Source organism: Streptomyces sp. SL06, from assembly GCF_058244745.1.
The window spans coordinates 2,628,122-2,644,957 of record NZ_JBSYOT010000002.1; the positions used below are offsets into that span (position 1 = coordinate 2,628,122).

The 16,836-nt window shown below is 72.4% G+C and carries 18 protein-coding genes; 13 read left to right on the forward strand and 5 right to left on the reverse strand.

What is annotated here, in order from left to right; translation table 11 throughout:
• The first annotated feature begins 78 nt into the window (after window positions 1-78).
• From AC4IHM_RS11825 to AC4IHM_RS11835, 3 genes are all read left to right on the forward strand, one after another.
• Entirely contained in the window at window positions 79-516 is a 438-nt protein-coding gene (locus AC4IHM_RS11825; RefSeq protein WP_490867029.1) for a gamma-glutamylcyclotransferase family protein, read from the forward strand.
• A 92-nt stretch (window positions 517-608) separates the two neighbouring features.
• Window positions 609-1,433, forward strand: a complete 825-nt coding sequence (locus AC4IHM_RS11830) for a purine-nucleoside phosphorylase (protein ID WP_490867030.1) — start codon at window positions 609-611, stop codon at window positions 1,431-1,433.
• Window positions 1,434-1,732: 299 nt separating this feature from the next.
• Window positions 1,733-3,391: a phospho-sugar mutase gene (locus AC4IHM_RS11835; protein WP_490870813.1), complete on the forward strand. Its 1,659-nt coding sequence runs from the start codon at window positions 1,733-1,735 to the stop codon at window positions 3,389-3,391.
• A 92-nt stretch (window positions 3,392-3,483) separates the two neighbouring features.
• On the opposite strand, the gene AC4IHM_RS11840 is transcribed toward AC4IHM_RS11835, so the two are convergent.
• Window positions 3,484-4,209: a PH domain-containing protein gene (locus AC4IHM_RS11840; protein ID WP_490867031.1), complete on the reverse strand. Its 726-nt coding sequence runs from the start codon at window positions 4,207-4,209 to the stop codon at window positions 3,484-3,486.
• 129 nt (window positions 4,210-4,338) lie between these two features.
• On the opposite strand from AC4IHM_RS11840, the gene deoC reads away from it, so the two are divergent.
• Genes deoC through AC4IHM_RS11855 form a run of 3 tightly spaced genes read left to right on the forward strand, consistent with a single transcriptional unit; the run spans window position 4,339 to window position 7,673 of the window.
• Entirely contained in the window at window positions 4,339-5,295 is a 957-nt protein-coding gene (deoC, locus tag AC4IHM_RS11845; protein ID WP_490867032.1) for a deoxyribose-phosphate aldolase, read from the forward strand.
• 11 nt (window positions 5,296-5,306) lie between these two features.
• Entirely contained in the window at window positions 5,307-6,773 is a 1,467-nt protein-coding gene (locus AC4IHM_RS11850) for an aldehyde dehydrogenase family protein (RefSeq protein WP_490867033.1), read from the forward strand.
• Complete coding sequence (locus AC4IHM_RS11855) at window positions 6,774-7,673, forward strand: aldehyde dehydrogenase family protein (RefSeq protein ID WP_490867034.1); 900 nt, start codon at window positions 6,774-6,776, stop codon at window positions 7,671-7,673. It begins immediately after the preceding gene.
• 88 nt (window positions 7,674-7,761) lie between these two features.
• Here the strand turns inward: AC4IHM_RS11855 and AC4IHM_RS11860 are convergent, their stop codons facing one another.
• Complete coding sequence (locus tag AC4IHM_RS11860) at window positions 7,762-8,169, reverse strand: hypothetical protein (protein ID WP_490867035.1); 408 nt, start codon at window positions 8,167-8,169, stop codon at window positions 7,762-7,764.
• Between the two features lie 180 nt (window positions 8,170-8,349).
• On the opposite strand from AC4IHM_RS11860, the gene AC4IHM_RS11865 reads away from it, so the two are divergent.
• Window positions 8,350-8,949 carry a uridine kinase gene (locus tag AC4IHM_RS11865; RefSeq protein WP_490870814.1) on the forward strand — a complete coding sequence of 200 codons (600 nt, stop codon included), beginning with the start codon at window positions 8,350-8,352 and terminating at the stop codon, window positions 8,947-8,949.
• Between the two features lie 263 nt (window positions 8,950-9,212).
• Here AC4IHM_RS11865 and AC4IHM_RS11870 read toward each other — a convergent pair whose 3' ends face one another.
• A complete protein-coding gene (locus AC4IHM_RS11870; protein WP_490867036.1) occupies window positions 9,213-9,983 on the reverse strand; it encodes a SigE family RNA polymerase sigma factor in 771 nt (256 codons plus the stop codon).
• A 255-nt stretch (window positions 9,984-10,238) separates the two neighbouring features.
• Here AC4IHM_RS11870 and afsQ1 point away from each other — a divergent pair, with 255 nt between their 5' ends.
• The 5 genes from afsQ1 (at window position 10,239) to AC4IHM_RS11895 (ending at window position 14,079) form a co-directional block, all read left to right on the forward strand.
• Window positions 10,239-10,916 carry a two-component system response regulator AfsQ1 gene (afsQ1, locus tag AC4IHM_RS11875; RefSeq protein WP_150482700.1) on the forward strand — a complete coding sequence of 226 codons (678 nt, stop codon included), beginning with the start codon at window positions 10,239-10,241 and terminating at the stop codon, window positions 10,914-10,916.
• Window positions 10,913-12,502, forward strand: coding sequence for an ATP-binding protein (locus tag AC4IHM_RS11880; RefSeq protein WP_490867037.1), 1,590 nt, complete (start codon window positions 10,913-10,915; stop codon window positions 12,500-12,502). Before afsQ1 ends, AC4IHM_RS11880 begins: the two co-directional genes overlap by 4 nt.
• Window positions 12,502-13,113, forward strand: coding sequence for a hypothetical protein (locus AC4IHM_RS11885; RefSeq protein ID WP_490867038.1), 612 nt, complete (start codon window positions 12,502-12,504; stop codon window positions 13,111-13,113). Before AC4IHM_RS11880 ends, AC4IHM_RS11885 begins: the two co-directional genes overlap by 1 nt.
• A gap of 115 nt (window positions 13,114-13,228) precedes the next feature.
• Window positions 13,229-13,780 carry a VanZ family protein gene (locus AC4IHM_RS11890; protein WP_490867039.1) on the forward strand — a complete coding sequence of 184 codons (552 nt, stop codon included), beginning with the start codon at window positions 13,229-13,231 and terminating at the stop codon, window positions 13,778-13,780.
• A gap of 95 nt (window positions 13,781-13,875) precedes the next feature.
• Window positions 13,876-14,079: a PspC domain-containing protein gene (locus tag AC4IHM_RS11895; RefSeq protein ID WP_490867040.1), complete on the forward strand. Its 204-nt coding sequence runs from the start codon at window positions 13,876-13,878 to the stop codon at window positions 14,077-14,079.
• A 100-nt stretch (window positions 14,080-14,179) separates the two neighbouring features.
• Here AC4IHM_RS11895 and AC4IHM_RS11900 read toward each other — a convergent pair whose 3' ends face one another.
• Window positions 14,180-14,548, reverse strand: a complete 369-nt coding sequence (locus tag AC4IHM_RS11900; RefSeq protein WP_490867041.1) for an ATP-binding protein — start codon at window positions 14,546-14,548, stop codon at window positions 14,180-14,182.
• Between the two features lie 179 nt (window positions 14,549-14,727).
• Window positions 14,728-15,879 (reverse strand): adenosine deaminase, encoded by a 1,152-nt coding sequence (locus AC4IHM_RS11905; protein WP_490867042.1) that lies wholly within the window; start codon window positions 15,877-15,879, stop codon window positions 14,728-14,730.
• A 146-nt stretch (window positions 15,880-16,025) separates the two neighbouring features.
• Here AC4IHM_RS11905 and AC4IHM_RS11910 point away from each other — a divergent pair, with 146 nt between their 5' ends.
• Window positions 16,026-16,787, forward strand: coding sequence for an alpha/beta hydrolase (locus AC4IHM_RS11910; protein WP_490867043.1), 762 nt, complete (start codon window positions 16,026-16,028; stop codon window positions 16,785-16,787).
• Window positions 16,788-16,836 lie beyond the last annotated feature (49 nt).

The window sequence follows — 16,836 nt, forward strand, 5'->3', positions numbered from 1 at the left end:
CACCCTTCAAGGGGAGGCCGTCCGGGGGCACCTCTGTCACAGCAGTACCGCCCGACCCCCCTGCCGTACCCTTCCCCCATGTCGCTCTACGCCGCTTACGCCGGCAACCTCGACGCGCGGTTGATGACCCGCCGCGCCCCGCACTCGCCGCTGCGCGCCACCGGCTGGCTGAACGGGTGGCGGCTGACCTTCGGGGGCGAGCACATGGGCTGGGAGGGCGCGCTCGCGACCCTCGTCGAGGACCCGATCTCCCAGGTCTTCGTCGCCCTCTACGACCTGGCCCCGATGGACGAGGACTCGCTCGACCGCTGGGAGGGCGTGGGCCTGGACATCTACCGGCGCACCCGCGTGCGCGTCCACACTCTTGAGGGCGAGGAGCAGGCCTGGACCTACGTCCTGAACGCCTACGAGGGCGGCCTGCCCTCCGCCCGCTACCTGGGAGAGGTCGCGGACGCCGCCGAATCGGCGGGCGCCCCCCACGACTACGTGATGGGCCTTCGCAAGCGCCCCTGCTGAGCCCTCCTCGTCGGAAACGACAAGACAACGATCGCAAAGCCGTGGCCTCCATCATCTACGCGCGTAGGCGAAGACCGGCTACCCTCTTCGGCGTGAACGCATCTCTTCTTCCGGACGACATCCAGGGCGACCCCTACGCCGCCGCCGACGCCGCCGCGGCCCGTCTGCGGGAACTCACCGGCGCCGAGACCCACGACGTCGCCCTCGTGATGGGCTCCGGCTGGGCACCGGCCGTGGACGCCCTGGGCGCTCCCGAGACCGATCTCCAGGTCACCGAACTGCCCGGCTTCCCGAAGCCGGCGGTGGAGGGGCACGGCGGCAAGGTCCGCTCGTACTCCATCGGCGACAAGCGAGCACTGGTCTTCCTCGGCCGCACCCATTACTACGAGGGCCACGGGGTGGCCTCGGTGGCCCACGGCGTCCGCACGGCCGTCGCCGCCGGCGCCAAGACGATCATTTTGACCAACGGCTGCGGCGGCCTGCGCGAGGGCATGCGCCCCGGCCAGCCGGTCCTGATCAGCGACCACATCAACCTCACCGCCACCTCCCCCATCGTGGGCGCGAACTTCGTCGACCTCACGGACCTCTACTCCCCGCGGCTGCGGGCACTGTGCAAGGAGGTCGACCCCACGCTGGAGGAGGGCGTCTACGCCCAGTTCCCCGGCCCGCACTACGAGACCCCGGCCGAGATCCGCATGGCCCGCGTCATCGGGGCCGACCTGGTCGGCATGTCGACGGTCCTGGAGGCGATCGCCGCCCGCGAGGCCGGCGCGGAGGTACTGGGCATCTCGCTGGTGACCAACCTCGCGGCGGGCATGACGGGCGAGCCCCTCAACCACGAGGAGGTCCTGCAAGCGGGCCGCGACTCCGCGTCCCGCATGGGCGCCCTGCTGACCCAGGTCCTGGGCCGCCTGTAGACCCGGCCCGGACAGCGGAACCCGGTCCGGACGGGTAGCCGCGTACGGCGGGAAGGGATGCGACGAGGGGTGTCCGCCCGCAGCGGTTGGCGCGTCAACGCGCGAACCTTTCCAGGTGACCGATTCCGCGCCGTTCCGAGGACGGACACCCCCCGGCGCGGCCCGACCCGCCCCACAGCCGAAGGCGCCACCCGCACCCCCACAACCCGCACAGGCCGCCGCAGGCACCCACCCCGCACCACACCCACACCCGCACCCGCACCCGCACCCGCACCCGCACCCGCAAGACACACGAGAGGCTGACCGACGTGCACGACGACGACCTCCTCGCACGGGCCAAGGCATGGCTGGCCGAGGACCCCGACGCGGACACCCGCGCGGAACTCGCCAAGCTCATCGACGCCGAGGACCACGCCCAGCTCACCGCGCGCTTCTCCGGCACCCTCCAGTTCGGCACCGCCGGCCTGCGCGGCGAACTCGGCGCGGGCCCGATGCGCATGAACCGCTCGGTCGTCATCCGCGCCGCCGCCGGCCTGGCCGCGTACCTCAAGAAGCAGGGCATCCCCCACGGGGACGGCACGGCCGGCCTCGTCGTCATCGGCTACGACGCCCGCCACAAGTCACAGGACTTCGCCCGCGACACCGCCGCGGTCATGACCGGCGCCGGCCTCCGGGCAGCCGTCCTCCCCCGCCCCCTGCCCACCCCCGTCCTCGCCTTCGCCATACGGCACCTCGGCGCGGTCGCCGGCGTGGAGGTCACCGCCAGCCACAACCCGCCCCGCGACAACGGCTACAAGGTGTACCTCGGCGACGGCTCCCAGATCGTGCCCCCCGCCGACGCCGAGATCGCCGCGGAGATCGCCGCCGTACGCTCGCTGCACGACGTCCCCCGCCCCGAGACCGGCGCGCGGATCCTGGACGACTCCGTCCTCGACGCGTACCTCGCCCGCACGGACGCGGTCCTCGCGCCCGGCTCCCCGCGCACCGCCCGCACCGTCTACACCGCGATGCACGGCGTGGGCGGGGAGACCCTCCTCGCCGCGTTCGCCCGCGCGGGCTTCCCCGCCCCCGCCCTGGTGACCGAGCAGGCCGACCCCGACCCGGACTTCCCCACCGTCGCCTTCCCCAACCCGGAGGAGCCGGGCGCGATGGACCTCGCCTTCGCGAAGGCCCGCGAGACGGACCCGGACCTGGTGATCGCCAACGACCCGGACGCAGACCGCCTGGCCGTCGCCGTACCCGACGGCACCGACTGGCGCATGCTCCGCGGCGACGAGGTCGGCGCCCTCCTGGCCGCCCATCTGGTCGCCCGCCGGGCGCACGGCACCTTCGCGGAGTCGATCGTCTCCTCCTCCCTCCTCGGCCGCATCGCCGAGAAGGCGGGCCTCCCCCACGAGGAGACCCTCACCGGCTTCAAGTGGATCGCCCGCGTGGCGGGCCTGCGCTACGGCTACGAGGAGGCGCTCGGCTACTGCGTCGACCCCGAGGGCGTCCGCGACAAGGACGGCATCACCGCGGCCCTGCTGATCACGGAACTCGCGTCCACCCTGAAGGAGGCCGGCCGCACCCTCCTCGACCTCCTGGACGACCTGGCCGTGGAGCACGGCCTGCACGCCACGGACCAGCTGGCGGTCCGCGTGGAGGACCTGTCCGTGATCGCCGCCGCGATGCGCCGCCTGCGCGAGCAGCCGCCCGCGCGGCTCGCGGGCCTGCCCGTCACGAACGCCGAGGACCTCACCCGGGGCACGGACACGCTGCCGCCCACCGACGGCCTGCGCTACACGCTCGACGGTGCCCGTGTGATCGTCCGCCCGAGCGGTACGGAGCCCAAGCTGAAGTGCTACCTGGAGGTGGTCGTCCCGGTCGCCGCGCGGCCCGGCCTCCCCGCGGCCCGCGCGAAGGCGAGGGACCTCCTGGCGGCACTCAAGCGGGACCTGTCGACAGCGGCGGGCATCTGACACCACGCACCCGGCCCCCCGAACCCACCACCGTCACTTCACCCCGAACCCAAACCGCCAACCCACCCCCGAAGCGCCCCCGAACCCTCCCGTCACCCCGTCCCCAACAGCACCGCAAGCAGCACCGCCCCCACGACGACCGGCGCGACGACCTCGTAGGCCCAGCGCACCGTCACCTCGCCCTGCGAGGTGTTCGCCTGCTTCCGCGCCTCCAGGATGTCGCGCAGCTCGTCCATGACCTTGTCGGCCTCCGCCCGCACCGGCCCGTCCGCAGCCGCGTCCGAGACCGCGGCACCGCGCACGGCGCCGGCACCGGCACCGGCACGGGCGCCACCACCGCCCCCGCCGAACCCCCCGAGCACGCCCCCACGCCCCCGGCCACCCCCGGAGGTCCGCCGCGCCTCCTGCCGCGCCGCCTTCTTGCGGCCGCGCAGCGAGACGGGGATGGACCACAGCTGGTACTTGTCGCCGGACTCGGAGAACACCTCGTTGGAGTAGCTGGACCGGAACGAGGCGACCTGCCCCCAGGGCAGCTCGACGACGCGGAAGGGATTGCGCACCCGCAGCCGGTCCTCGCCCGCGAAGACGGCGGGCCGCACTGTGTAGGCGGCGATCAGCGGCACGAGGAACAGCAGCGCCGCGAGCGCGGTCCACGGGGTGCGCCCGTCGCCCGCGACCACGGCGTCGATGCCGAGCCAGAGGGCGAGGGCGAGCAGCAGGACTCCGCCGGCGATGCCCGCGGGCGAGCGGTAGATCCGGTCCTTGGACACGGGTACCGGCGGCTGCGGAGAGGGTGACTGGGGCTCCGGGGTCGTCATGATGCCGATTGTGCACGACGCCGCCGACAACGCTCATGGGCGGGGACCGCACGGAACGAGCGGACGGGACCGAACGAGCACGCGGGACTGTACAGCCGCTACGCGCGTAGATATGCTCGCCTGGTGACCATGCCCACCACTGCACCCGCACCCGGACTCGCCGACGTCACCGCGTCCGACAGCACGCTGCGCCGCTTCCTCCACGGGCTGCCCGGCGTCGACACGGTCGGCCTCGAGGCGCGCGCCGCCTCGCTCGGCACCCGTTCCATCAAGACCACCGCGAAGGCGTACGCCCTCGACCTGGCCATCTCGATGGTCGACCTGACGACGCTGGAAGGCGCGGACACCCCGGGCAAGGTCCGGGCGCTCGGCGCGAAGGCGGTCCGTCCCGACCCGACCGACCGCTCGGCCCCCGCCACGGCGGCCGTCTGCGTGTATCCCGACATGGTGCCCGCCGCCAAGGAGGCCGTCGCCGGCTCGGCCGTCAAGGTCGCCTCGGTCGCCACCGCCTTCCCGGCCGGCCGCGCCTCGCTCGCCGTCAAGCTGGCCGACGTGCGCGAGGCCGTGACGGCGGGCGCCGACGAGGTCGACATGGTCATCGACCGCGGGGCGTTCCTCGCGGGGAACTACATGAAGGTGTACGACGAGATCGTCGCCGTACGGGAGGCCTGCGGCACGTCCGCCCGTCTGAAGGTCATCTTCGAGACCGGCGAGCTGTCGACGTACGACAACATCCGCCGCGCGAGCTGGCTCGGCATGCTGGCGGGCGCCGACTTCATCAAGACGTCCACCGGCAAGGTCGCGGTCAACGCGACCCCGGCCAACACCCTTCTGATGCTGGAGGCGGTCCGCGACTTCCGCGCGCAGACCGGCGTCCAGGTCGGTGTGAAGCCGGCCGGCGGCATTCGTACCGCCAAGGACGCGATCAAGTTCCTGGTCCTGGTCAACGAGACGGCGGGCGGGGACTGGCTGGACAACCACTGGTTCCGCTTCGGCGCCTCCTCGCTCCTGAACGACCTGCTGATGCAGCGTCAGAAGCTGGCCACGGGCCGCTACAGCGGCCCCGACTACGTGACGGTGGACTGAGACCCATGACCATGGACAAGCAGACATCCGCGTTCGAGTACGCGCCGGCGCCCGAGTCCCGTGCGGTCGTCGACATCGCCGCGTCCTACGGACTGTTCATCGACGGCGAGTTCGCCGAGGCGGCCGACGGCAAGGTCTTCAAGACGGTCTCCCCGTCCACCGAGGAGGTTCTCTCCGAGGTCGCCGAGGCCGGCGAGGCGGATGTCGACCGCGCCGTGAAGGCGGCCCGCAAGGCCTTCGAGAAGTGGTCGGCGCTGCCCGGAGCGGAGCGGGCGAAGTACCTCTTCCGCATCGCCCGCCTCATCCAGGAACGCAGCCGCGAGCTTGCCGTCCTGGAGACCCTCGACAACGGCAAACCGATCAGGGAGACCCGTGACGCGGATCTCCCCCTGGTCGCCGCACACTTCTTCTACTACGCGGGCTGGGCCGACAAGCTCGGCCACGCCGGCTTCGGCGCGGACCCGCGCCCGCTCGGCGTCGCGGGCCAGGTCATCCCGTGGAACTTCCCGCTCCTGATGCTGGCGTGGAAGATCGCCCCGGCGCTCGCGACCGGCAACACGGTGGTCCTGAAGCCGGCCGAGACGACCCCCCTGTCCGCCCTCTTCTTCGCGGACATCTGCCGGCAGGCGGGCCTGCCGAAGGGCGTCGTCAACATCGTCACCGGCGACGGCCGCGCCGGTGCCGCGCTGATCGCCCACCCCGACGTGAACAAGGTCGCCTTCACCGGCTCCACGGCCGTCGGCAAGGAGATCGCGCGCACGGTCGCGGGCACCCGCAAGAGGCTGACCCTCGAACTCGGCGGCAAGGGCGCGAACATCGTCTTCGACGACGCCCCGATCGACCAGGCCGTGGAGGGCGTCGTCAACGGCATCTTCTTCAACCAGGGCCAGGTCTGCTGCGCGGGCTCCCGCCTCCTCGTCCAGGAGTCCGTCCACGACGAGCTGCTGGACTCCCTCAAGCGCAGGCTCTCGACCCTGCGCCTGGGCGACCCGCTGGACAAGAACACCGACATCGGCGCGATCAACTCCGCCGAGCAACTGGCCCGTATCACCGCCCTCGCGGACCAGGGCGAGGCGGAGGGCGCCGAGCGCTGGTCCCCGGCCTGCGAACTGCCCTCCTCCGGCTACTGGTTCGCCCCGACGCTCTTCACCAACGTCACCCAGGCGCACACCGTGGCCCGCGACGAGATCTTCGGCCCGGTCCTGTCCGTCCTGACCTTCCGCACGCCGGACGAGGCCGTGGCCAAGGCCAACAACACCCCGTACGGCCTGTCGGCAGGCATCTGGTCGGAGAAGGGTTCGCGCATCCTGGCGGTCGCGGGCAGGCTGCGCGCGGGCGTGATCTGGTCCAACACGTTCAACAAGTTCGATCCGACCTCGCCGTTCGGCGGCTACAAGGAGTCGGGCTTCGGCCGCGAGGGCGGCCGCCACGGCCTGGAGGCGTACCTTGCCCCGTCGAGCCCGGAAGGCACGCGATAAATGAGCACAGTTGACCGACTTTCCGTACTGAAGACCTACAAGCTGTACGTCGGCGGGAAGTTCCCGCGTTCCGAGAGCGGCCGGGTGTACGAGGTGACGGACTCGAAGCAGAGGTGGCTGGCGAACGCCCCGCTGTCCTCCCGCAAGGACGCCCGTGACGCGGTGGTCGCGGCGCGCAGGGCGTTCGGCGGCTGGTCCGGCGCGACGGCGTACAACCGCGGCCAGGTCCTCTACCGCGTCGCCGAGATGCTGGAGGGCCGCCGGGACCAGTACGTCGCGGAGGTGGCCGACGCGGAGGGCCTGTCGAAGTCGAAGGCGGCGGCGCAGGTGGACGCCGCGATCGACCGCTGGGTCTGGTACGCGGGCTGGACCGACAAGATCGCCCAGGTGGTCGGCGGCGGCAACCCGGTCGCGGGCCCGTTCTTCAACCTGTCCTCCCCGGAGCCGACGGGTGTCGTCGCCGTCCTCGCCCCGCAGGAGTCGTCCTTCCTGGGCCTGGTCTCGGTCGTCGCCCCGGTGATCGCGACCGGCAACACGGCGGTCGTGGTGGCCTCGGAGAAGCGCCCGCTCCCCGCCCTCTCCCTCGGCGAGGTCCTGGCCACCTCCGACCTCCCCGGCGGCGTGGTCAACATCCTCTCCGGCCGCACGGCGGAGATCGCCGCCCCCCTCGCCTCCCACCAGGACGTCAACGCGATCGACCTGGCGGGCGCCGACGAGGCGCTGGCGAAGGACCTGGAGATCGCGGCGGCGGACAACCTCAAGCGCACCCTTCGTCCACACCCTGTGGACAACACGGACTGGTCCGCGACCCCGGGCATCGACCGCCTGACGGCGTTCCTGGAGACGAAGACGGTCTGGCACCCGACGGGCGCCCTGGGCGCGTCCGGCTCGTCGTACTGAGCCGCCACCGCACCGCGCCCGCCCACGAGCGAGCCGCGCCCTCCCTCCGTCCGGGGAGGGCGCGGCTCTCGGCGTGCGAGCGGGCGCGTCAGCGCAGCAGCTCCGTCACCTCTCCCAGCACGGGAACGCTGCCGAGCGACTGCGCCTGCGCGACCGGGCCCGTCAGGGCTGTCGAGGTGAGCGGCTGGAAGTCGGCGACCTTCGTGCCGACGCCGTTGTCCAGCGGATCGACGCCGGTGCCGGCCAGCGGGTTGGGCTTGAGGTCGGCGATCGGACCGGTGACGTAACCGACCGTGCCGGCCAGGGCCGCCACACCGGCCTGCGGGTCGACGTTGCCCAGCGAGGTGGGGCGGGTGTTCGCCAGGCCGGCGACGGTGTCGCCGGCGTCCGCCGCGGAGGCCGTGGCCGCGCCCGCGCCCAGGGCCACCCCGGCGGTCGCGAGGAGGACCAGGGCGCGCTGGGCGGTCGGGGTGCGGGGGGACGCGTGTCGGGCCATCGGTGAGCCACCTCGTGCTTCGGAGTACTTCGAGAGTACGTCGGAGGGTAATCGGTTCGACGCGAAGCGTAGTTGAGATGTGACGCGGGCTTCAAAGTCGACCCGCGGGGTCTGCGACGGCTGTTCGATGCCTCAGACTGGTGTCCCGTGAGCTTCCATCCGCCCCCACCGACGCGAGTCGTGCTGCTCTGCGGCCCTTCCGGCTCCGGCAAGTCCCTCCTCGCCGCCCGCTGCGGCCTCCCGGTACTGCGCCTCGACGACTTCTACAAGGAGGGCACCGACCCGACGCTGCCGACGGTGCCCCGCAGCGCCGACATCGACTGGGACCACCCCGGGTCGTGGGACGCGGACGCGGCCGTCGCCGCCATCGCGGAGCTGTGCCGTACGGGCCGTACCGACGTGCCCGTCTACGACATCTCGCTCAGCGCCCGCACCGGCGAGGACACGGTCGACATCGGACGGAGCCCGCTGTTCCTCGCGGAGGGCGTCTTCGCCGCCGAACTGGTGGCGCGCTGCCGGGAACTGGGTGTGCTGGCCGACGCGCTGTGTCTGAGCCGGGGCCCGGTGCGGACGTTCCGCCGCCGTTTCCTGCGGGATCTTCGGGAGGGCCGCAAGTCCGTGCCGTTCCTGCTGCGCCGGGGCTGGCGGCTGATGCGGCAGGAGCGTTCGGTCATCGCCCGGCAGACGGCGCTGGGCGCCCACGCCTGCGACCGGGACGAGGCGATGGGCCGCCTGGCCGCCGCGGCGGGCCGGTGCGCGACGACGGGTACGGCCGCGTAGCGCGCCCGCCCGTGCCCGCACGGGTGCCGGCCGGTGCCCCTGTTCGCACACGCGAGAGCGGGACTGGACGGACCCCCCGGCCCTCCAGTCCCGCTCTCTGTTCCCCGTGATCCCCCGTGCTTTCCCCCGTGTTCCCCGTTCCCCCGTGTCCCCCCGTTGTTCCCCCGTGGTGCTTCCCCGTGAGTAAGAGCCCGGTGCCCTCCCCCTGATACACCCCGGCCCCTACTTTTTTCGCGGGCCCCCCGGCCCGCGCCCCCGTACCTTCAGGCGACCAGTTCGCCGAAGGCGTCCTCCCGGTCACGGCCGAAGCTGAGGACCTCGTCCTCGCGCAGCCGGCGCAGCGACCGCCAGATGCTCGACTTCACCGTGCCGACGCTGATGTCGAGGATGTCCGCGATCTCCGGGTCCGTGCGGCCCTCGTAGTAGCGCAGGACCAGCATGGTGCGCTGGAGTTCGGGCAGCCGGGCCAGCGCCTGCCACAGGACCGTGCGCAGCTCGGTGCCGCGCATCGCGTCCATGTCGCCGGGCGTCTCCGGCAGTTCCTCGGTCGGGTACTCGTTGAGCTTGCGGCGCCGCCACGCACTGATGTGCAGGTTGGTCATGGTGCGGCGGAGGTATCCGCCGACCGCCGCCTTGTCACTGATCCGGTCCCACGCCCGGTAGGTCGAGAACAGCGCGCTCTGCAGCAGGTCCTCGGCCTCGAAGCGGTCGCCGGTGAGGTGGTAGGCGGTCGCGTACAGAGAGGCGCGGCGCTCCTGGACGTAGGCGGTGAACTCCACCTCCGACAGGGAACGGCGCTCCCCCCCGACCTCCCCGTACGCGGTTCCCCCGTGCGTCTCCCCCCGGTTCCCCCTGTTCCCCTGGTCCCCCGTGGGCGCGTCGACCACCGTCATGTAGGCGGTGTGCTGACGCCCGGTGCCGCGAGCGCACCCCCGCCCGCTCACGGCACCGGACTTCTCGGAACCCCGGTGTGCGTGCACGTCGTGCAGACGCGTGACCACTGCGCTGGTGCTGGCGCCCTTCAGCGTGTTCATCTCGCGCCCCCCGTCGTGGACTTCCGGTGTTCGGTCTGCCGTGCTGCGACCTGCCGCGTTGCGGCCTGCCGTGTTGCTTGTGACGAAAAGCCTGCCGCGGTGACTTCATGGCCGTGTCCGCCGACTGTCACAGGCCTGTCACAGGGGGTCCGTCACGGCCGCGCCACCGTTCCTTCACAGGGTCCGGCGCCCCGGTCGGAGCGCATCCGGACCCACAGGTCGAACCGCGGGCCCTCCATGGGCCAGAATGAGCCCGTGCCTTCCCTGTTGCTGATCGAGGACGACGACGCCATCCGTACGGCCCTGGAGCTCTCCCTGACCCGCCAGGGCCACCGGGTGGCCACCGCTGCCAGCGGTGAGGACGGTCTGAAGCTGCTGCGCGAGCAGCGGCCCGACCTGATCGTGCTGGACGTGATGCTGCCAGGCATCGACGGATTCGAGGTGTGCCGTCGCATCCGGCGCACCGACCAGCTGCCGATCATCCTGCTGACCGCGCGCAACGACGACATCGACGTGGTCGTCGGTCTCGAGTCGGGCGCCGACGACTATGTGGTCAAACCCGTCCAGGGGCGGGTGCTGGACGCCCGGATCCGGGCCGTGCTGCGGCGCGGGGAGCGGGAGTCCAACGACGCGGCGAGCTTCGGCAGCCTGGTCATCGACCGTTCGGCGATGACCGTGACGAAGAACGGCGAGGACCTCCAGCTCACGCCGACCGAGCTGCGGCTGCTGCTCGAACTGAGCCGGCGGCCGGGGCAGGCGCTGTCCCGGCAGCAATTGCTGCGGCTGGTGTGGGAGCACGACTACCTGGGCGACTCCCGCCTGGTGGACGCCTGCGTGCAGCGGCTGCGCGCCAAGGTCGAGGACGTGCCGTCGTCCCCGACGTTGATCCGTACCGTGCGGGGTGTCGGCTACCGGCTGGATCCGCCTCAGTGACACGGGAACACCAGGGGGGCGCCCGCGGCTGGGCCGCGGCGCGCAAGGGAGTCTGGTCCTGGCTGCGCTTCACCAGCCTGCGCCTTCGGCTGGTCCTCGTCTTCGGCCTGGTCGCGCTCACCGCCGCCGTGTCCGCGTCCGGCATCGCCTACTGGCTGAACCGGGAGGCGGTGCTCACCCGCACCCAGGACGCCGTGCTGCGCGACTTCGAGCAGGAGATGCAGAACCGGGCGGGCGCGCTGCCCGAGCACCCCACGCAGGACGAGTTGCAGCACACCGCGGGGCAGATGGCCAACAGCAGCCAGCGGTTCGGCGTGCTGCTCGTCGCCGTGAACGCCGACGGCAAGACCGTGTACGGCAGTTCGGGCGGCCTGGGCGGCTTCACGCTGTCCGACGTGCCCGAGTCGCTGCGCAGGGCGGTGAACAAGGAGCAGAAGGTCACCTCGGCCAACAAGCACCCGTACCACCTGTACTGGCAGCGCACGACCGACGGCGACACCCCCCGGCTCGTGGCCGGCACGAAGGTGATCGGCGGCGGGCCGACCGGCTACATGCTCAAGTCGCTGGAACCGGAGGCCAAGGACCTCAACTCGCTCGCCTGGTCGCTGGGGATCGCCACCGCGCTCGCCCTGCTCGGCTCCGCGCTGCTCGCGCAGGCCCTGGCGACGACCGTGCTGAAGCCGGTGCACCGGCTCGGGGTCGCGGCGCGGCGGCTGGGCGAGGGGAAGCTGGACACGCGGCTGCGCGTGTCGGGCACCGACGAACTGGCCGATCTGTCCCGGACGTTCAACAGCGCCGCCGAGGCCCTGGAGAAGCGCGTCGCGGACATGGCCGGCCGGGAGCAGGCCTCCCGGCGCTTCGTGGCCGACATGAGCCACGAGCTGCGCACCCCGCTGACGGCGATCACGGCCGTCACGGAGGTACTGGAGGAGGAACTGGAGTTCGAGGGCGGCGGATTCGACCCGATGATCGAGCCCGCCGTACGGCTGGTGGTCAGCGAGACGCGGCGGCTGAACGACCTCGTGGAGAACCTGATGGAGGTCACCCGCTTCGACGCGGGCACCGCCCGGCTGGTCCTGGACGACGTGGACGTCGCCGACCAGATCACCGCCTGCATCGACGCCCGCGCCTGGCTGGACGCCGTCGACCTGGACGCCGAGCGCGGCATCCACGCCCGCCTCGACCCGCGCCGCCTCGATGTCATCCTGGCCAACCTGATCGGCAACGCCCTCAAGCACGGCGGATCGCCGGTGCGGGTGTCGGTGGCGCGGGCGGACGACGAGATCGTCATCCGGGTGCGGGACAACGGGCCCGGCATCCCCGAGGACGTTCTGCCGCACGTCTTCGACCGCTTCTACAAGGCGAGCGCCTCCCGGCCGCGCTCCGAGGGCAGCGGGCTCGGCCTGTCCATCGCCCTGGAGAACGCGCACATCCACGGCGGCGGGATCACCGCGGAGAACTCCCGGCGGGGCGGCGCGGTGTTCACGCTGCGGCTGCCGCAGGACCCGTCCCCGCCGGCGGACGAGGACGCCGAGGACCCGGCGGGGGACGAGGGCACGGGCAAGGACGCGAAGGGACAGGTCTGATGGCCGTACGCCGCCTGCGGGCACTCCCCGGGCTCGTGGTGCTGGCCGCGCTGCTCGCCGGGTGCGGCATCCGCGCCACCGAAGTGCCCACGGACTACGGTCCCGCGCCCTCCCGGGTGCGCTGCTCGCTCGCCGAGCCGGACCTGTCGGCGCGGCCCGCGCCCGGCGTGCCGGCGCAGGTGTTCCTGCTGTGCGGCTCGTCGCTGGTGGCCGTCGACCGCACGGTACGGGTGCCGAACGGCGCGTCGGACTCCGGGCGGCGGGTGCTGGTGGCCCAGGGGTTGCTGGACCAGCTCGCGCAGCCGCCGTCGGCCGCGGAGAAGGAGGCCGGCTACACGACGGACGTGCGGCACGGCTCCCGGGTGAGCGGACCGCGCTCCGGCGATCCGGAGGACACGCTGCGCCTGAGCACCGACCCGGACGACCTGACGTCGTACGCCCTCGCCCAGATCGTGTGCACCTTCTCCGACTCGGCCGCGGCCGAGGGCGACGGCTCCGTGGTCCTGGCCGGACCCACCGACCGGACCGCCCGCCGCTACTCGTGCACGGACGAGGTGCGGACCCGGCCGGGCAGCAACGAACCGCCGGCCCGCGAGGTCACGGGCAGCTGACGGCCGAGGCCCCGCGACCGGGGGCGGGTGGGCCGTGGGGGCCATGTGGCGCAAGCCTCACCCTTGCGTGGGAGCGGCCGGAACCGCGCGCGGCGAAGGCCGCGTCTAGGGGGACGTGCAGCGTCATGGGTTCCTCGGCGGCAGCGCCGCGTTCCAGATCCGTGTGACAGGAAGTGTTCTCCTGGTCGCACATCTCGCGTTCGTCGCCTGGTACACGCTGCGGCCGCTGGACGTTCCCTGGGTGCTGCCCCCCAATCTGCAGCCGTTCGCCGGGATCCGTGCCGACCTGGCGCTGGGCTGGCCGGCCGCGGCCCGGTCGCTCGGCGGGGCGCTCGCCCTGCTGGCGCCGCTGGGCGTGCTGCTGCCGATGGCGGACGGCCGGCTGACCGTCTCGCCGCTCGCCTCCCTGCTGCGCACCGTGGCCGCGGGCGCCCTGCTGTCGCTGGGCATCGAGCTGTTGCAGACCGGCGTGCCCGGTCAGGTCGTCGATGTCGACTCGCTGCTGCTGAACACGGCGGGCGTGGCCCTCGCGCACCTCGCCGTCGTCCCCGCGGGCCGGGCCCGGCTCCGCCGCAGGTTCCGGTCGTGGCACGGGGAGGACGTTCCCCAGGAGGAGCCCGCTCAGGGGCGGACCCCGACGATTCCCAGGGTTGGTATCGCCCCGTAGAGCGATGCTTTGTTCCGTTCGTCTGCGTAGCGTGGAGGGCGGATGAAGGGGAAGCCGAACAGCGACCCCGCCCGGACGCTCACGAAGGAGCCGCCATGTCCAGCCTCGCTCGCCCCACCCACGGCCGCATGATCGGCGGAGTGTGCGCCGCGCTGGCCCGGCGCTTCGGCACCTCCAACACCACGATGCGGGTGATCTTCCTGGTCTCCTGCCTGCTGCCCGGCCCCCAGTTCCTTCTCTACCTCGCCCTGTGGATCCTGCTGCCGTCCGAGGAGAGTGCCCGCCGCACGGCCTGGTGACGGGCCCGTGCGCGGCAGCACCGCGGCCGGTACGCCGACGGGGCGCACCCGGAACCACCGGGTGCGCCCCGTCGGCGCGTTGGAAAAGAAGGGGGGCGGGTCAGCCGCCGAGCGGGAGGCCGTTGACCGGCAGGCCCTGCGTGGGCAGCCCCTGGGCCGGCAGGCCGCCGAGCAGCTTGGCGACCGGCTCGGTCGGGCCCTCGGCGAGCTGCTCCGCGAGCACCTGCTCGACGACCGGCTGTGCGGTGGTCAGACCCGTGCCGGAGACCTTGCGGCCCTGCTCCAGCACGTTGCCCGCGCCGGGTGCCACCTGGGAGACGGTCTCGGCGGGGAGGGTGCGGGCCACGGAGTCCACCGTCTGCGCGGTGTCGGGGAGCGCGGAGGCCGCGGAGGCCGCGCCCGCGCCGGCGGCGGCGAAGGCGGCACCGAGGGCGGCGACACCGAGGGTCTTGGCAGCAGACTGCTTCATGAAAATGCGTCCTCGTAATGGGGTGACGGGGAACTGAGCGGTCCTTGACCGTAAACACCCGGCACCCCCCGCGGCAAACATCGAAATGCGGACGGATTGTGAAAGCCCGCCCCCATTTCCGTATTGCCGCCGACCGCCCCTCAGTCACTCCCTCCGAAATAACCGCTGGTGGAGGCCGTCTACTTGAACAGCCATTCGGATTTCAGCTCCGCGTATCCGGGCTTGATCACGTCATTGATCATGGCCAGTCGTTCATCGAAAGGAATGAACGCTGATTTCATCGCATTGACGGAGAACCACTGCATGTCGTCGAGCGTGTAACCGAACGCCTCGACAAGATGCTCGAATTCCCGGCTCATGCTGGTGTGGGACATCAGCCGGTTGTCCGTGTTGACGGTGGCCCGGAAGTGCAGCCGGCGCAGCAGTCCGATGGGGTGCTCGGCGTAGGAGGCCGCGGCCCCGGTCTGGAGGTTGGAGCTGGGGCACAGCTCCAGGGGGATCCGCTTGTCCCGGACGTAGGAGGCGAGCCGTCCGAGCCGGACCGTGCCGTCCTCGTGGACCTGGATGTCGTCGATGATGCGCACCCCGTGCCCGAGCCGGTCGGCGCCGCACCACTGAAGGGCCTGCCAGATGGACGGCAGTCCGAAGGCCTCGCCGGCGTGGATGGTGAAGTGGTTGTTCTCGCGCTTGAGGTACTCGAAGGCGTCCAGGTGCCGGGTGGGCGGGTAGCCCGCCTCGGCGCCGGCGATGTCGAAGCCGACGACGCCGAGGTCACGGTAGCGGTTGGCGAGTTCGGCGATCTCCAGGGAGCGGGCGGCGTGCCGCATCGCGGTGAGCAGGGCGCCGACGCGGATGCGGTGGCCGTTCTCCCTGGCCCGCCGCTCGCCCTCCCGGAAGCCCTCGTTGACGGCCTCGACGACCTCTTCGAGGGTCAGCCCCGCGTCGAGGTGCTGCTCGGGGGCGTAGCGCACCTCGGCGTAGACGACGCCGTCCTCGGCGAGGTCCTCGGCGCACTCGGCGGCGACCCTGACGAGGGCGTCGCGGGTCTGCATGACACCGACGGTGTGGGAGAAGGTCTCCAGGTACCGCTCCAGCGAACCGGAGTCGGCGGCCCGGCGGAACCAGTCGCCGAGCCGGTCGGCGTCGGTCTCGGGGAGGCCCGGACGGCCGGTCTCCCGGGCGAGTTCGACGACCGTGCCGGGACGCAGCCCGCCGTCGAGGTGGTCGTGCAGCAGGACCTTCGGCGCCCGGCGGATCCGGTCGGGCGTCGGTGTCCTCGCGGCCGTCCCGGTGTTCGCCGCGGCGCTCGTCGCGGTGCTCTGGCTGGTCATTCCGGCACTCTAACTCCTACGCGCGTAGAACCCCAGGTGAACACCCGGGACACGACAGGCACGGCCCCGGTGTACGGATCTGTTGATATGTAACGGTGACTGTGCGGACGGGTGGCGTACACCCGGTCTTCTGAGAATGTTCTGTCATGGCACAGCAAACGACGCCGGTCCGTCGGGCCCGGCTGGGGCGGGCGCTCGGTCCGCAGGGGACGGCGTTGAGCGGGGTGGTGCTGCTGCTCCCCGGGGGCGACGAGGTCTCCGACCGCAGGCCGTCCCCGTTGCTGGCGACCGCGTCCGTACGCGCGTTGGGGCGCCGGCTGGCACGCGCGGGGCGGGACGAGGGGCTGGCCACGCATGTCGTGCACTACCGCTACCGCGGCTGGAACGGCGCCGAGGCCCATCTCGCCCGGGACGCCGACTGGGCCGCCGACGAGGCCGTACGGCGCTACGGCAACGTCCCCGTCTGTCTGGTCGGCATCGGCATGGGCGGGCGCGCGGCGTTGCGGGCTGCGGGGCACGACGCCGTCAACTCGGTGCTGGCGATCGCGCCCTGGCTGCCGGAGGACGACATGGCGGCGCCGCCCGAACCGGTGAAGCAGCTCGCCGGACGGCAGGTGCTGATCGTGCACGGCACGAACGACGAACGCAGCGACCCCGAACTGTCGTTCCGACTGGCCGCGCGGGCGAAGAAGGCGAACCGCGCGGTGTGCCGGTTCGAAGTGCACTCCGACGGCCACGGGTTGCGCCAGTACCGGGAGGAAGTCGCCGCGCTGGCCGAGGACTTCGTGATGGGCGCGCTCTTCGGGCAGTCCTTCTCGCGCCCGGTGGAGGACGCGCTGGCCGCTCCCCCGCCGCTGGGCCTGCGGATGCCGCTGGCGGCGGGCTTCGGGAAGTCGTTACGGCGGTAGGCGGTCCCGGACGGCGTCGGGGGTCGCGATCATCGGCGTCCGCCCGGTC

What these genes read in the sequence shown, in the direction of transcription:
- deoC (WP_490867032.1), top strand. Translation starts at nt 4,339, where the DNA reads ATGCCCACCACTGCACCCGCACCCGGACTCGCCGACGTCACCGCGTCC.
- AC4IHM_RS11860 (WP_490867035.1), bottom strand. Translation starts at nt 8,169, where the DNA reads ATGGCCCGACACGCGTCCCCCCGCACCCCGACCGCCCAGCGCGCCCTG.
- AC4IHM_RS11850 (WP_490867033.1), top strand. Translation starts at nt 5,307, where the DNA reads ATGGACAAGCAGACATCCGCGTTCGAGTACGCGCCGGCGCCCGAGTCC.
- AC4IHM_RS11900 (WP_490867041.1), bottom strand. Translation starts at nt 14,548, where the DNA reads ATGAAGCAGTCTGCTGCCAAGACCCTCGGTGTCGCCGCCCTCGGTGCC.
- AC4IHM_RS11870 (WP_490867036.1), bottom strand. Translation starts at nt 9,983, where the DNA reads ATGAACACGCTGAAGGGCGCCAGCACCAGCGCAGTGGTCACGCGTCTG.
- AC4IHM_RS11825 (WP_490867029.1), top strand. Translation starts at nt 79, where the DNA reads ATGTCGCTCTACGCCGCTTACGCCGGCAACCTCGACGCGCGGTTGATG.
- AC4IHM_RS11840 (WP_490867031.1), bottom strand. Translation starts at nt 4,209, where the DNA reads ATGACGACCCCGGAGCCCCAGTCACCCTCTCCGCAGCCGCCGGTACCC.
- AC4IHM_RS11895 (WP_490867040.1), top strand. Translation starts at nt 13,876, where the DNA reads ATGTCCAGCCTCGCTCGCCCCACCCACGGCCGCATGATCGGCGGAGTG.
- AC4IHM_RS11905 (WP_490867042.1), bottom strand. Translation starts at nt 15,879, where the DNA reads ATGACCAGCCAGAGCACCGCGACGAGCGCCGCGGCGAACACCGGGACG.
- AC4IHM_RS11885 (WP_490867038.1), top strand. Translation starts at nt 12,502, where the DNA reads ATGGCCGTACGCCGCCTGCGGGCACTCCCCGGGCTCGTGGTGCTGGCC.
- AC4IHM_RS11855 (WP_490867034.1), top strand. Translation starts at nt 6,774, where the DNA reads ATGAGCACAGTTGACCGACTTTCCGTACTGAAGACCTACAAGCTGTAC.
- AC4IHM_RS11910 (WP_490867043.1), top strand. Translation starts at nt 16,026, where the DNA reads ATGGCACAGCAAACGACGCCGGTCCGTCGGGCCCGGCTGGGGCGGGCG.